Raw genomic sequence first — 13,558 nt, 5'->3', positions numbered from 1 at the left:
GACCTCTTTAATTATCAAGCTACTTTTACCTAAACTGATAATAACCTGTTTAAATACAAAACGGTAGCGTAATAATTGAATACTACGCTACCGTTTACAGTATTTGTGTAAAAAGTATGTGCTAATTTACATTAACCATACAGTTTACCCGCAACTTAGTTGCCCATTTGAGCTTTGATCAAGTCACCAATTGTCTTAGGACCATTGTCTTGACCGCTAGTTGCAGTTTTCAAGTTAGCAACAGCTTCTTTCTCTTCAGCTTCGTCTTTCGCTTTGATAGACAAGTTGATAGAGCGAGATTTACGGTCTACGTTGATGATTTTCGCTTCAACTTCTTGACCAACTTCCAAGAACTTAGTTGCATCTTCAACGCGATCACGGTTGATTTCAGATGCTTTAAGTGTTGCTTCAACTTCGTCAGCTAACTTAACAGTTGCGCCACGAGCATCAACAGCAGTTACAGTACCTTTAACCAAAGCACCACGTTCGTTAGCAGCTAAGAAATCGTTGAATGGATCGCTGTTCAATTGCTTGATACCAAGGCTGATACGGTTGCCTTCAGCGTCTACAGAAAGGATAACCGCTTCAACAGTGTCACCTTTCTTGTAACGACGAATAGCTTCTTCGCCTTGCTCGTTCCAAGAAATGTCAGACAAGTGAACTAGGCCATCGATACCGCCTGGTAAACCGATGAAGATACCGAAGTCAGTGATTGACTTGATTGTACCTGAAACTTTTTCACCTTTGTCGTGGTTCTTAGCAAACTCTTCCCATGGGTTAGCACGAGTTTGTTTGATACCAAGAGAAATACGACGACGCTCTTCGTCCACTTCAAGAACCATAACGTCAACTTCGTCACCAATCTGAACAACTTTAGATGGGTGGATGTTTTTGTTAGTGTGGTCCATTTCTGAAACGTGTACTAAACCTTCAACGCCTTCAGCGATTTCTGCGAAACAGCCGTAGTCAGTTAAGTTTGTTACGCGAGCTTTAACGATAGAACCTTTAGGATAACGGCTCATGATCGCTAACCATGGATCTTCGCCTAATTGCTTAAGACCTAAAGATACGCGGTTACGCTCTTTGTCAAATTTAAGTACTTTAACAGTAACTTCTTGACCCACTTCAACCACTTCTGATGGATGCTTGATACGTTTCCAAGCCATGTCAGTGATGTGAAGAAGACCGTCAATACCGCCAAGGTCAACGAATGCACCGTAGTCAGTAAGGTTCTTAATCGTACCAGTAACAGTTTGACCTTCTTCAAGCTGAGCAAGAAGCGCTTCACGGTCAGCTGAAGATTCAGCTTCCATAACTGCACGACGAGATACAACAACGTTGTTACGTTTAGCATCAAGTTTGATAACTTTGAACTCTAACTCTTTACCTTCAAGGTGAGTTGTGTCACGGATAGGACGAGTGTCTACCAAAGAACCTGGTAAGAACGCACGAACTGGACCGATGTCTACAGTGAAACCGCCTTTAACTTTACCAGAGATAACACCAGTAACGATTTCGCCGTCTTCAAAGATTTTTTCAAGTTTAGTCCAAGTTTCAGCACGTTTCGCTTTTTCACGTGATAAAACAGTTTGGCCCATACCGTTGTCAAGTGCTTCAACAACAACATCAACGGTGTCACCAACTTGAACTTCAAGTTCGCGTTGTTCGTTTAAGAATTCAGCGCGGTCAACAACGCCTTCTGATTTAAGGCCAGTATCAACTGTTACCCAGTCAGAGTCGATGCTTACTACAACGCCTTGGATGACAGCACCCTTTTCAACGTTGAGGTTTAATTCGCTTTCTTCAAAGAGGGCTGCAAAAGATTCGGTCATGATATACCTGATAAAGTCAGCGGTCTTGGATCAGACAAGGCCGGTTTAGTTAAGCGTCTACATAGTCCGTATAGAACTGATCAAGCTATGCGTTCGCTGAATAGGTTTATTTCACGCGGTTAAGCGCGGCAAATAGCAAGCTTCTGATCGACATAAGCCGTCATTAATGCAAACACTTCATCAATGTTCAACTCAGAACTATCAATGATGTAAGCATCTTCTGCGGGCTTGAGCGGAGCAACTGTGCGCTCCATGTCTCGTTTGTCGCGAGCCTGTATATTCGCTAAAATGTCGCTTATTTTAGCATCCAGCCCCATACCCTGCAACTGTTTTACTCGTCTTTGTGCACGTGACTCTGCCGAAGCAGTTAAATAAATTTTAGCCTGCGCATTTGGGAAAATACTGGTCGCCATATCGCGTCCATCTGCAACCAAGCCTGGTGCTTGGGCAAAGGCATGCTGACGTGCAAGTAATGCTGTGCGCAATTCAGGTACTGCCGCAACTTTTGAGGCATATTCCCCCACACGTTCGGTACGTATGGTTTGCGTGACATCTTCACCATCAAGCAACACTTGTGTGCCATCTGGCTGGGTCACAAATTGAATATTAAGCTGTGTTGCAATGGCAACGCATTGACTCAGTTCAGTATCAAGTTGATCTAGCAAATTCTGCTTATGTAACGCCAAACCCAACAAACGATACAACGCACCAGAGTCGAGTAAATGAAACTGATAATATGCTGCCAATTTTGCCGCGAGTGTGCCTTTACCTGAACCGCTAGGGCCATCAATGGTAATAATTTGAACCGTCATGCTGTTTCCGAAATGATTAGAGAGATTTTGCGAGTTTGGATAAACCAATTTTAATTGCAGTTTTCAACTGCGCAAGAATAGCTTTGCTCACAAACGGAACTCGCGCTTGTAGCTCAATGCTATACGTGACCAAGGTTTTGTGATCTGCCACTTGCTGAAATTCAATGGTACCCAAATGATGTTTGATCAATGGATTTTTAATGATTTTATATTCAATCCGCTGATTCGGTTCAAGCACGGTAATTTGCTCTTGCAAAGGTTTAATTGGCCCAATCCCCATACGACGCACCGAACCTACACCATCTGGACGTTCAGGGTCAGCAGAGTCTTTAATGCGCACCACTTGCATTGGTGCAAACGCAATATTATAAGTTGCATGTTTAGAAAGTAATTCAAATACTTGCGCAACTGGCGCATTAAATTCTTTTTTAATTTGAATAGCGTGCATGGTTTGCCCTGATGATGAATGCTATGTTGTGTTTGATTCAGTTTAACGCAAATCAGCAGTAAAACTCAGGTTTGCTTTTGATCATCTAGGTCATTTATTAGCTGTTGCTGCTTTTGTTGTTTCTTTTGTGCACGACGCATTTTAAAAAAATCACTTAACTGACTCGAGCATTGTTGCTCTAAACAACCTGATTGATATTCAAAAATATGATTGTAATAACCCGATTCTAAAAGCTTTCTGGCACTGATTAATGAACCCGCTTTGGGTTCTGTCGCGCCAAACACTACCCGTTTAATTCGCGCATGAATCAATGCCCCCACACACATGGTGCAAGGCTCTAAGGTGACATATAAGGTTGCGTCTTCAGGTAAACGATAGTTTTTAATATTGGCGCAAGCAGCACGAATAGCCACAATTTCAGCATGTGCAGTTGCATCATGTAAAGAAATAGGTGCGTTATAGCCCGCACCGATTACTTGATTTTGACTCACAATCACTGCACCCACAGGAATTTCTCCCTGTGCCGCAGCCAATGCAGCCTGCGCATAAGCAAGCTGCATCCAATCTTCATCACTATAGTGTTGTTCTGACATTCAAAATAACAGCGAAATAGAATGAAAAATTAAATAATTTCGTATTGCTTTAACAATTCATTCCAGCTTTCAATAGTGGTCACAGGTGGATTATCTACAAAAATATTTTTGAGATTAATCTTGCCGTTTTGTTGCCATGCAGGTGCCAAGTCTTTATCAACTAAACGCGCACGCACACCTTCTACAAAATCTGCGTGACGGATTTTCCAGTCAGAAATTTGAGTTTCTAGTTCAAATACTTCATTCCAAGAATGAACTTGCTTACCCCATTGCCATAACAACCAAGTTAAAGCCGCTGTGGTTGGTGAACCTTTTTGCAGATTTTCACTGGCTTGACGCAACCAGTCACTACGCGCATCACTCAAACCAATAATCGACTCATAGTCACTTTCAAAACTCACACCACGGCACACGCTTTGAATCACATCCAAAGAGTTTTGTAATGGCCCTGGACCTACTGGGCGATGCATACTGTTCAAGGTGTCATCAATGGCACGGAAGTCACCTGCTGGGTAATGATTCCAGTCAATATTAATGACTTTATCTAAGACTGCTGCACGCTGCGCATCACAAATATGCGTTGCCCAACCAATACCATAAGCACCCGCTGCAGTCATAATTGAACCTGTTAAACCAGTGAACAAACCAATCGCACCACGGTCTGCCAAGAAGCGGGTTGCGCCTACATCTGGGTACAAGCCAATATTAATTTCTGGCATCGCCAAACGTGAATACGGTGTTACTAAACGGAATGGCGCAGCCATGAAAAGGCCTAAACCACCGCCCATCACATAACCTTCACCCCAAACCAACACAGGCTTGGCATAGTTATGCAACAACAAGTCCAGCGCATATTCTTGCTCGAAGAATTTATTGGCGGTTGCAACTTCATCATTAATAACCAACTGGCGTAACTTACGCACATCACCACCTGCACAAAACGCTTTAGGTGTAGTTGAATCCAGCCAAATTGCTTTCACACTGTCATCGGTATGAAAATCTTCAAATACTGCCAATAATGCAGAAACAATTGATTCATCCAAAGCATGCAATGATTTTGGGCGATTCAAACGCACAATGCGCCAGCCATTTTTTGCTTCTTCTATAATTAAATCTGGGTGGTATTCTTTTGAAATGGGAGAATGTGTCATGCGTCCAGCTGCCAGTCTATAGGCTCAATGCCATTTTGTTTAAGATAATTATTTGATTTTGAAAATACTTTACATCCAAAAAAACCACCACGATTTGCTGCCAGTGGCGATGGATGTGCTGCCTTCAATATCAGATGTTTATTTGGATCTATACGTTGTCCTTTACGTTGTGCATACGCGCCCCACAAAATAAACACAATATGCTCACGTTGTTGATTTAACACATCAATCACATGATCTGTAAAATCTTCCCAACCCTGCTTTTGGTGCGAGGTTGGTTGTCCTGCTTCTACCGTTAACACGCTGTTGAGCAGCAATACCCCTTGCTCTGCCCAATGGGTTAAATCACCGTGTCTTGGAATAGGCACACCTAAATCTGTATGTAACTCATGGAAAATATTACGCAAAGATGGTGGCAATGCAACCCCTCTTTGTACAGAAAAACTAAGTCCATGTGCCTGATTAGGTCCATGATAAGGGTCTTGCCCAATAATCACGACTTTCACCTGATTTAAAGGCGTGGTATTTAGAGCATTAAATATCAGTGAACTTGGTGGATAAATCACCTTATTCTGTTGTTTTTCCTGCAACAAAAAATCGCGTAGCGCATCCATTTGTGGACTCAATAAAAATTCAGCTAGATTGTATTTCCAACTCTCATCTAACTGAACTTTATTTAAGCTCGCGTATTGCTGCTCAGTAAAAGACATACCGCTATCAATCCTTGTTGATGTCTAATGATGTGATTTAAAGTTTAACTTGTAACTCGACATTCGGGTTTTGGAATGTCATCCCCTGTTTTAATTTTTCATACATTTGTGGGTCTGACCATTCTGTCTGTACTTGCTCAGAGAAATGAATTTGATCCAGACTTAGCAATCCCATCTGCGCATTTTCAATATCTTCCAAAAAGCTTTGTGCATAGCCTGTATCAGTTTCATGTACAATCACAGAATAGACTTCTACATCACCTTCCCCATTTTGTGTGATGGTTGATGCCAAAACTTGTTGTGCCAAATAAAAGAAAATACGTGAAAACTGCTCTGCTGATGGCGATACTGGTAAAGATACCCAACGTGCGCTGAACGTTTTGCAGGCTTGAATATATGCAGGGTCATCCTGCTCCCAAAAACAAATGGCATGATCGAAGGCATCAAATAATTCTTTGATTACACCTTTAAGCAAACCAAAGTCATACACCATTTGTCCATGATCAAGTTTTGAAGCTTTCAGTAATAATTCTACTTTATAGCTATGACCATGAATCGAGCGCTTACAGCGGTCTGAAGTGCAATTACGCACAATATGCGCATTTTCAAACTTAAATAACTTTCGAATTAACATGGGTCTTAACGTCATCAAAATATTTGGGGGATATTCTTTTTAATTATAATGCAAAACGTGAACAATAAGCCAATTTTAGCCCGCAGATTGCCAGACAAAAATCGTAATGATCAGTTTCAGTACAGATATGCAATGCATTTGCATCCGAATAACAGCAACTAAGTCAAGGTTAATGCTAATACTTAAAATGGCGCCAGACTTCGCCCACTGACATTGACAGATTTTTCGCTACGCACCAAATCACTGCTAAATTGACGTTTGCGCTCGCCCAATACCACTTCAATTTTGGCTTTAAAATAATGGGATTGCACACCCAATAAACTTGTAAATTCATTGCGTATCGCGCTATCGACAGCTTGAAAGCCATCTAACTCCCACAAAGCATTTACATTGCTAAAGTGCTCTAAATTGGCATTACGACGATCAAGTAGATTTTGCACAGCAACCACATCCAATTTTTCATCAAAGCTCGCCAAAACTAAAGCAGGTGCGGTATTAATATTGATAGTGGTATCTCGTTTTGGCAAGGCACTCACATAAGGTGCAATTTGCTGATACTTCGCACCTTCAAAACCACGGACTTGTTTTAATTCTTCCGCACTATGAAACAAGCTATTGGGCGGTAAATAAGGAATTGGCAAACCTTGGTAATAACTCGACTCTGCACCCATAGCACCACTCGGTTCATCATCTGCATCTTGCCAATCAATCACAGCTTCACTTAATTGCGCAGGTAGCCCAACACGCTGTAATAATTTTTCAAAATATTTTTTTGCTTTTTCGTTTACTTGATCTTCGGTTGTCAGCAAACTATTTAAATTAAATTTCCCTGACTCATCTTGCAGCACGCCCGATACATAACCATCTTCGACTGGAAATGGCGGCATCGGTTTTGCCCAGTTCTCTTGTAAGTGATCAACTTGGCCTGCATTTTCAGCATCATCTTGCAGTAATTCTGCAAAAAATACTTCAGCACTTTTGGCATATAACAATGCCTGATTTTGACGCATCAAATAGGCGGTATTTTCACTGGTGTACATTTGCCGCTTGGCAATGGTCGCTGCCAAAATCGTAGCTAAGGCAACCAACATCAAAATCGTAATCAAGGCGATGCCTTGTTGTGATTTGATGATGCTACCTAAGCGCTGAGTCGATTTTGAATACATTGCCACTGTGCCTTTAATTGTCTTTCTTCTTTAAAAAATCAGTCTGCAATAAGCTAAATATCCATTCGTATTGCACGTCACGCACGGTTAAATTTATTTTTATTCCTTTCGGGAGTAGCCTTAATTGTTCAGTTTGCTGCGAATCGACACTGCTTTCAGGCCAACTGCTCAATTCATTTGGATTCAAAACCATAATCTCAAAGGCTTCGACTTCATCCAACATCACGCTCGACTCAGGCTGATCATTGCCCGTTTGATGCAAATTACGATATTTTAAACGATACAATTTTTTTTCATCGGCACGATATTGATATTCAACACGCTCATGGGGTGAAATACTCTGCTGCAAAGGATCGGTCACCCCTGTTTTACTGAAATTAAAACGTCCATTTTGTAAAACCAAAGCAGGTTGTTGCTGCCCTTTGACATTGGCCGTTAATGGAACAGCCTGCATCGTGTCACGTAATATTTGTTGATAGCTTTCTTGCAACTGTTCTAGATTGGCTTCATGCATCGCATTGCGATCTTTGACTTTGGCGAGATAATCAAATACTTTCCAACCCAAAGCAGACAGCACTGCAAAAATTGCAATAGCGACTAGCAACTCAACTAAAGTGAAGCCTTTCTTTGTACTCATGATTGCTGCTCACGGGCATTAAAAAACACCAAAGAAGTCACTCCTGCTTCAACTTGTCCTGTGTCTTGATTATATAAACTGATTTGAAGATCGACACGTTGCACATTCGGACTAATGGTTGGCTGTGTGGACTTGTCAATTTGCCATGTTTCGCCCTGTTGTGTCACTTGCTTTGACTCTGTTCCACTTAACCATTGCCGATTCATTTCCATCAATGCCACTTCATTCAAAGCCACAAATTGTGCTTTGGTTCTTAAAATTGCATTGGCGGTGGATTGGGTATATTGCATCGCCACTTTGGTCATTGCCATAGCTGCTGTTGCAAAAATTGCCAAAGCCACCATAACTTCAAGTAGTGTAAATCCTTTAGCTTTCATGGATTTTTCCTAAATGATCGACCTCTATTTCCGCACCTACAGGACGCTGTTCTAAATAGAACTGAATACGCACAGGTTTGGCTTCACCATTGCCCAGCCAAATCAGTGCGGGTGCATTACCTTGCAGCAACTCACTATTGTTAGCATTCGGATAGCTTTGTTCTAAAGATAAAATTTGGATAGAAACTTGTTCAGGCAACGTTCTGCTTTTAAATTCGCCATAGTTTTGCCATTTTTGATTATTTTGCAGGGTTAATTGTTGTTCTGAAGCATAAGGCTGATATTCCAGTACATCATATCGCGCAGGTGAAACATCGGTTGCTTGATGCAAATTGAGTGCAAAAATACGCGCTTGATCATTGGCTTCACGATTCAGTTTACGCAAATCCAATAAAAACACTTCCCGCGCCTGCATGGCTTTACGCTGATCAACACCACCGATATTCATTAAAACCAGCGATGCCATAATCGCCATAATGACTATCACCACCATCAATTCAATGAGCGTAAAACCGCGAACCGAAGATAGTGGTGTGTTCATAGCGTATTAATTCAATTGCTCGAAAGATTGTGCTTGTTTGGGCATCGCCAACGCTTGATCGATATAGGCCACACGTAAAGTATCCCGGGAACCTAAATAACGCTGATAGAAACTTGAGTTTAAAATGGCTGCCGCACCATGCGTAAGTGCCCAAATTGAAGCCAGATAATCACGCACTTCCATGTGACTATTAATAGATTCCAAATATTGTTCAGTCATACGGATAATGATGCGTAATCGGCTTTTACGAACCTGATATAGTTCACTAAACAACAAGCCAATGCCAACACCCGTTGTAGAAAGGCGTTCTTCAATTTGATGAAAAAGCACAGTACGTTCAGGATGATGTAAGTGATGCAGCATAAAAAATGCTAGATGTTCAGGAAACTGTTTTTCCGCATCTTTAATCATTTCTAGCAACATGCGCTCATTACGAATAATAAGCAACATATATAGTTCATCTTTACTTTGAAAGTGTTTATATAGAGTACCTTTGGCCAAATCCAGTTCTGCTGCCAAAGCATCAAGGGTCATTCCTGCTTCACCATTTTCCAAAAGCAACTGCTCTGCCACTTGGAAAATTAACGTTTCTCTTGCTCGAAACTGAGCCTGACGATCCATCTTCACCCGATAAACTCTCTTTTCACTATTCAATCAATGGAAATTTTTAATATCACCAGAACATTAAATTTTTGCATCATTCCACTATGCAAATTAATGTCCTTTGAGCAGGTTTTCAAAGTTTTGTGTTGTTATGAAAGCCATTTCCTCTAAGGACTTATCATATACATCACTTAGGGCTTTGGCTACATACGGAACGTATTTTGGCTCATTTGTCTTACCGCGATATGGCACAGGTGCCAAATATGGACTATCAGTTTCAATTAAGACACGGTCTAAAGGTACTTGCTTAGCCACATCACGTAAATCTTGTGCATTTTTAAAGGAAACAATGCCTGAAAACGACACATAATAACCGCAATCTAACACCGCTTTGGCGGTTGCCCAGTCTTCAGTAAAGCAATGTAATACACCATGTGTCGATTTTTCTGCACGGATAATATCTACCGTATCTTGCTTAGCAGCACGGGTATGTACCACCACAGGTTTTTTTACAGCTTGTGACGCATGAATATGCCGTGCAAAACAGGCTTTTTGCTCTGCGACAAAATCGGTACTGTGAAAATAATCTAGACCTGTTTCGCCCAAAGCCCAGACTTTGTCTGCTTGTGCCAAAGCAATCAGTTGCTCGGTGGTGGCGCGTGCCATATTTTCAGCGTTTTCACAAGGATGCACACCCACGCTATAACCGACATCGGCATGACGTGCTGCAATTTTTGACAATGCAATATGATCGTCTAAATCGACAGAGATACCCATAATTTTAGACACCCCCGCTAGGCGTGCCTGAGCAATTGCTGCGTCTAAGTCACCATCATAAGGGCTTAAATCCAGCATCGTTAAATGACAATGTGTATCTACAAACACGATTTTTTCCTAAAAGCAAACAACCTACATAGTGTAACTGTTACGGTTGTCAGACTTAAGCCCCGCAAGGATTCTTTCGGCTTCAGATTTGTAATAAACGCCTTTTTCACCGCTCAGTTGAATGCCAAAGCCCTGCAATTTAATGCCATTTTGCTTTTGCGAAATCCAGATGACTTTTCCTGTAAGTGGAATTTTTTGTGATTGTTCAGGCAAAGTTGCAAGTACGAAGATTTCTTCACCCATTTTTACAGGTTGTTTTGAGGGTACAAATAAGCCACCGCCCACAACGTATGGCATATAACTTAAATATAGCGTTTCGACATCAGGAATATTGGCCTGAATAATACCGCCCATACGTGGTTGCATCATGTTCCCCTTAAATATTCATCAACTTAATACATAATTGATCAAGCACTAGATTACTTTGCACGTTTTGCTCAAGCATTGGCTTGGCTTGCTGTAATTCTGCATATAAACCAAACAGACTTTCTAAGTCATATTGTTCAGCCAAATGCTGCAAAGCGGTGCTTAAATCCAAATTTTTAATGCTTTGATTTAGCTTGACACAAATTAAATCACACAACAAGTATTCAAACATCTGACTAAAATCAGTAAAGCTCAGCGCCTTGTTCCACTTGGTTGCGATTGCCATCGGCATATTTTTTTGCGTTACCAGTTTAGACCAGTCTTTGAGAAAATCTGTACGCTGTTCTAGCCATTCTGTCTGTGCCAACTGCAAAGCCTGCAACGGCATTTGATTAGACAAATTCATCAACAATTGCTGTTTGTCTGCATCTAAATCGGGCAAATGCTGCTGCAAATATGCCGTAGCCTGTGCAGCATCAATACGGTCTAAAGCAAAATGCTGCAAACGGCTACGAATGGTTGCAGGTAATTTAAGATAATGATCTGCCAGCAAAATAATCACGATGCGATCACCCGGTTCTTCGAGGGTTTTCAGCAACGCATTGGAAGATGCAATATTTAAGGCTTCAGCAGGTTCAATCACAATCACCCGCCAGCCATCTACCGTTTGCTGGACAAAAGGTAATAAATCACGGATCTTCTCGATCTTAATTTTCGCGTTTTGCTTTTTATTCTCTTCATCGGTGCTGATATAGACATAATTCGGATGTGTATCTGATTTTAACCACTGACAACTGCTACATTCACCACAAGGCTGTGACTGCACATCACGCTGTTGGCATAAAATCCAAGCCACAAATTGCTGTGCAAAGGCTTCTTTACCACAACCCTGTTTGCCAAAAAACAATAAACCATGCCCCATTTTGGGAAATCGCCCTGTCAGGTTTTCCCAAACTTGTTGCTGCCAAGGATATACTTGTCCAATTACATCACGTTGCATGGTCGGTGATTCACTTACTCAAAATGGGCAATATCCATTGCATTTAAACGGTCTAAGTCTGCTTGGGTATCTACACCCGGTGGTAAATTGGCTTCTGCAACTGCAATGGCAATACGATGTCCATTTTCCAAGACACGCAATTGCTCTAGGCTTTCCAGCTTTTCCAATGTTCCCATTTCCCAAGTCACATATTCTTGCAGCAATTCCACACGGTACGCATACAAACCTAAATGGCGATACGCATGTGCATGCAATTGTGGTGTCGCTGCTTTCGCACCATCGCGGTCATAAGGAATCGTGGCACGGCTAAAATACAAAGCCTGATTGTGTTTAGACATGACCACTTTAACAATGCTGTCGCGAGTAAATTCATCTAGTTGCTGAATCGGCTCACATAGCGTAGACATCGAGCATTCAGGTTGAGCTTCTAACAACTGCGCCACTTGTTGCACCAATTGCGCAGGCAAAAGTGGCTCATCGCCCTGCACATTGACGATAATATCGTTTTTATCCCAACCTTTAATGCGCGCCACTTCACTTAAACGATCTGTACCTGATGGATGGTCTGCCGAAGTCAGCACTACATCTACACCTTCGGCACGGCATAATTCTGCAATACGAGCATCATCGGTCGCCACACACAAGTCATCAAAACCTGCCACTTTTTTTGCCTGATCAACCACACGTAAAATCATGGCACGACCATGAATTTCCAGTAAAGGTTTGCCTGGCAGGCGTGAACTAGCATAACGTGCAGGGATAACAATGTGCTTCATAATTTTCCTTATCATGGTCTTTCAGGCAGGTTTAAACCCAATTGTTTCAATTGTTGATGTAAGGTGACATAGCAGGCCGATGACAATACTGCATCTACAGGTACAACCCAAATTTCACGCTGAAAATCTGGATATTGTTTTAACAGAGGCAATAACTTTACTGCATCTTTTTCTGTGGTAATAATCGGTTGCGAATCTTCAAACTGCAAATCGGTAATTTCATAGTCATGGTGGTCTGGAAACTCATGGCATTGAAATTGGGTCACACCCATCGACTCTAAAGTTTTATAAAACCGCTCAGGAAAGCCAATGCCCACGACAGCATAAAAATTTTGGGTCGGATCAAAAATTAATTCTTGTGCGGGATGCAATAAGTATGGCGCTGCAACGGCCAAATGCATATTTAATTCAGAACTCGGTTGCGCTGCATGTTCAATCACCGTGGCATGCTCTAATCGAGATTTTGGTTCACGCAAATAACCTTCGGGCAATATTTTCTCGTTACCCAAACCACGATTATTATCTAAAACAATCCATTCCAATTGACGGTTTAAAGCCAAATGCTGCAAACCATCATCACTAATAATTAAATCCAATTCATGCTGTGCAAGTAACAATTCAATACTTTTTTGACGATTTGGCCCCACAGCCATCGGTACGCCTGTAGATTGCACAATCAAAGTCGGTTCATCGCCCACTACGTCAACATTAGCGTCAATGCTGACATAGGCTGGAAATGGGCCTTTTCCGCCATAACCACGGCTAATCACGCCAACACGAACATCTAAACTTTGTAGATATTTGACCAAGTGAATCAGCAAAGGGGTTTTGCCGCTGCCACCCACAGTAATATTGCCAATCACCATCACAGGTACGGGCGCGGTATAAGCGGTTTTAATACCTGAACGATATAAATTTTGATTGAGCAAACTCACACCACGGTACAATAAAGACAAGGGTCTAAGCACAACCAGCCATTTGGCCTGTTGCTGCCAAGCGTCCTGAATAAATTGTGCCAAAGCCATGA

General features: G+C 41.7%; 17 protein-coding genes. All 17 read right to left on the bottom strand.

The genetic code is table 11. The features are described 5' to 3' along the window. Nucleotides 1–155 precede the first annotated feature (155 nt). The 17 genes from rpsA to lpxK all read right to left on the bottom strand — a co-directional run bounded on the left by rpsA (nt 156) and on the right by lpxK (nt 13,556). Nucleotides 156–1,832: a 30S ribosomal protein S1 gene (gene rpsA, locus J4G44_RS08095; protein WP_004976774.1), complete on the bottom strand. Its 1,677-nt coding sequence runs from the start codon at nt 1,830–1,832 to the stop codon at nt 156–158. Nucleotides 1,833–1,951: 119 nt separating this feature from the next. Beyond that, nucleotides 1,952–2,644, bottom strand: coding sequence for a (d)CMP kinase (cmk, locus tag J4G44_RS08090; protein WP_154320795.1), 693 nt, complete (start codon nt 2,642–2,644; stop codon nt 1,952–1,954). A 16-nt stretch (nt 2,645–2,660) separates the two neighbouring features. Continuing rightward, nucleotides 2,661–3,092, bottom strand: a complete 432-nt coding sequence (locus J4G44_RS08085; RefSeq protein ID WP_019836521.1) for an SRPBCC family protein — start codon at nt 3,090–3,092, stop codon at nt 2,661–2,663. Nucleotides 3,093–3,157: 65 nt separating this feature from the next. Continuing rightward, entirely contained in the window at nt 3,158–3,685 is a 528-nt protein-coding gene (gene tadA, locus J4G44_RS08080) for a tRNA adenosine(34) deaminase TadA (protein WP_168460259.1), read from the bottom strand. Nucleotides 3,686–3,714: 29 nt separating this feature from the next. Next, entirely contained in the window at nt 3,715–4,836 is a 1,122-nt protein-coding gene (locus tag J4G44_RS08075) for an enoyl-CoA hydratase/isomerase family protein (RefSeq protein WP_179995296.1), read from the bottom strand. After that, nucleotides 4,833–5,546 carry a uracil-DNA glycosylase gene (gene ung / locus J4G44_RS08070; RefSeq protein ID WP_004976786.1) on the bottom strand — a complete coding sequence of 238 codons (714 nt, stop codon included), beginning with the start codon at nt 5,544–5,546 and terminating at the stop codon, nt 4,833–4,835. Before ung ends, J4G44_RS08075 begins: the two co-directional genes overlap by 4 nt. Nucleotides 5,547–5,583: 37 nt before the next feature. Next, nucleotides 5,584–6,180, bottom strand: coding sequence for a 6-pyruvoyl trahydropterin synthase family protein (locus J4G44_RS08065; RefSeq protein WP_104851897.1), 597 nt, complete (start codon nt 6,178–6,180; stop codon nt 5,584–5,586). Between the two features lie 182 nt (nt 6,181–6,362). Further along, complete coding sequence (gene gspK, locus J4G44_RS08060; RefSeq protein ID WP_171501107.1) at nt 6,363–7,346, bottom strand: type II secretion system minor pseudopilin GspK; 984 nt, start codon at nt 7,344–7,346, stop codon at nt 6,363–6,365. Between the two features lie 13 nt (nt 7,347–7,359). Then, nucleotides 7,360–7,983, bottom strand: a complete 624-nt coding sequence (gene gspJ / locus J4G44_RS08055) for a type II secretion system minor pseudopilin GspJ (RefSeq protein WP_131261480.1) — start codon at nt 7,981–7,983, stop codon at nt 7,360–7,362. After that, on the bottom strand, nt 7,980–8,360 hold the full coding sequence (gene gspI / locus J4G44_RS08050) for a type II secretion system minor pseudopilin GspI (protein WP_004976793.1): 381 nt from the start codon (nt 8,358–8,360) through the stop codon (nt 7,980–7,982). Before gspI ends, gspJ begins: the two co-directional genes overlap by 4 nt. Next, nucleotides 8,350–8,901, bottom strand: a complete 552-nt coding sequence (locus J4G44_RS08045; protein ID WP_131261481.1) for a prepilin-type N-terminal cleavage/methylation domain-containing protein — start codon at nt 8,899–8,901, stop codon at nt 8,350–8,352. Before J4G44_RS08045 ends, gspI begins: the two co-directional genes overlap by 11 nt. Before the next feature lie 6 nt (nt 8,902–8,907). Beyond that, a complete protein-coding gene (locus J4G44_RS08040) occupies nt 8,908–9,522 on the bottom strand; it encodes a TetR/AcrR family transcriptional regulator (protein ID WP_004976797.1) in 615 nt (204 codons plus the stop codon). A gap of 93 nt (nt 9,523–9,615) precedes the next feature. Then, entirely contained in the window at nt 9,616–10,389 is a 774-nt protein-coding gene (locus tag J4G44_RS08035; protein ID WP_004976800.1) for a TatD family hydrolase, read from the bottom strand. 24 nt (nt 10,390–10,413) lie between these two features. Further along, a complete protein-coding gene (locus J4G44_RS08030; RefSeq protein ID WP_026438361.1) occupies nt 10,414–10,755 on the bottom strand; it encodes a PilZ domain-containing protein in 342 nt (113 codons plus the stop codon). Nucleotides 10,756–10,765: 10 nt separating this feature from the next. Then, nucleotides 10,766–11,755 (bottom strand): DNA polymerase III subunit delta' C-terminal domain-containing protein, encoded by a 990-nt coding sequence (locus tag J4G44_RS08025; RefSeq protein WP_154320798.1) that lies wholly within the window; start codon nt 11,753–11,755, stop codon nt 10,766–10,768. Nucleotides 11,756–11,769: 14 nt separating this feature from the next. Next, nucleotides 11,770–12,531, bottom strand: coding sequence for a 3-deoxy-manno-octulosonate cytidylyltransferase (gene kdsB, locus J4G44_RS08020; RefSeq protein WP_004976805.1), 762 nt, complete (start codon nt 12,529–12,531; stop codon nt 11,770–11,772). 11 nt (nt 12,532–12,542) lie between these two features. Continuing rightward, nucleotides 12,543–13,556, bottom strand: coding sequence for a tetraacyldisaccharide 4'-kinase (gene lpxK / locus J4G44_RS08015; protein WP_179990275.1), 1,014 nt, complete (start codon nt 13,554–13,556; stop codon nt 12,543–12,545). Nucleotides 13,557–13,558: the final 2 nt, after the last annotated feature.

The sequence above is a fragment of the Acinetobacter towneri genome (assembly GCF_017498585.1).
Classification (GTDB): Bacteria; Pseudomonadota; Gammaproteobacteria; order Pseudomonadales; family Moraxellaceae; genus Acinetobacter; species Acinetobacter towneri.
Note: the sequence above shows the minus strand (reverse complement) of the source record. Positions and strands in the feature narration are given on the sequence as shown.

Excerpts from the sequence above, each read along its gene's own strand:
- rpsA (WP_004976774.1), bottom strand. The coding sequence starts at position 1,832 with ATGACCGAATCTTTTGCAGCCCTCTTTGAAGAAAGCGAATTAAACCTC.
- cmk (WP_154320795.1), bottom strand. The coding sequence starts at position 2,644 with ATGACGGTTCAAATTATTACCATTGATGGCCCTAGCGGTTCAGGTAAA.
- J4G44_RS08085 (WP_019836521.1), bottom strand. The coding sequence starts at position 3,092 with ATGCACGCTATTCAAATTAAAAAAGAATTTAATGCGCCAGTTGCGCAA.
- tadA (WP_168460259.1), bottom strand. The coding sequence starts at position 3,685 with ATGTCAGAACAACACTATAGTGATGAAGATTGGATGCAGCTTGCTTAT.
- J4G44_RS08075 (WP_179995296.1), bottom strand. The coding sequence starts at position 4,836 with ATGACACATTCTCCCATTTCAAAAGAATACCACCCAGATTTAATTATA.
- ung (WP_004976786.1), bottom strand. The coding sequence starts at position 5,546 with ATGTCTTTTACTGAGCAGCAATACGCGAGCTTAAATAAAGTTCAGTTA.
- J4G44_RS08065 (WP_104851897.1), bottom strand. The coding sequence starts at position 6,180 with ATGTTAATTCGAAAGTTATTTAAGTTTGAAAATGCGCATATTGTGCGT.
- gspK (WP_171501107.1), bottom strand. The coding sequence starts at position 7,346 with ATGTATTCAAAATCGACTCAGCGCTTAGGTAGCATCATCAAATCACAA.
- gspJ (WP_131261480.1), bottom strand. The coding sequence starts at position 7,983 with ATGAGTACAAAGAAAGGCTTCACTTTAGTTGAGTTGCTAGTCGCTATT.
- gspI (WP_004976793.1), bottom strand. The coding sequence starts at position 8,360 with ATGAAAGCTAAAGGATTTACACTACTTGAAGTTATGGTGGCTTTGGCA.
- J4G44_RS08045 (WP_131261481.1), bottom strand. The coding sequence starts at position 8,901 with ATGAACACACCACTATCTTCGGTTCGCGGTTTTACGCTCATTGAATTG.
- J4G44_RS08040 (WP_004976797.1), bottom strand. The coding sequence starts at position 9,522 with ATGGATCGTCAGGCTCAGTTTCGAGCAAGAGAAACGTTAATTTTCCAA.
- J4G44_RS08030 (WP_026438361.1), bottom strand. The coding sequence starts at position 10,755 with ATGCAACCACGTATGGGCGGTATTATTCAGGCCAATATTCCTGATGTC.
- J4G44_RS08025 (WP_154320798.1), bottom strand. The coding sequence starts at position 11,755 with ATGCAACGTGATGTAATTGGACAAGTATATCCTTGGCAGCAACAAGTT.
- kdsB (WP_004976805.1), bottom strand. The coding sequence starts at position 12,531 with ATGAAGCACATTGTTATCCCTGCACGTTATGCTAGTTCACGCCTGCCA.
- lpxK (WP_179990275.1), bottom strand. The coding sequence starts at position 13,556 with ATGGCTTTGGCACAATTTATTCAGGACGCTTGGCAGCAACAGGCCAAA.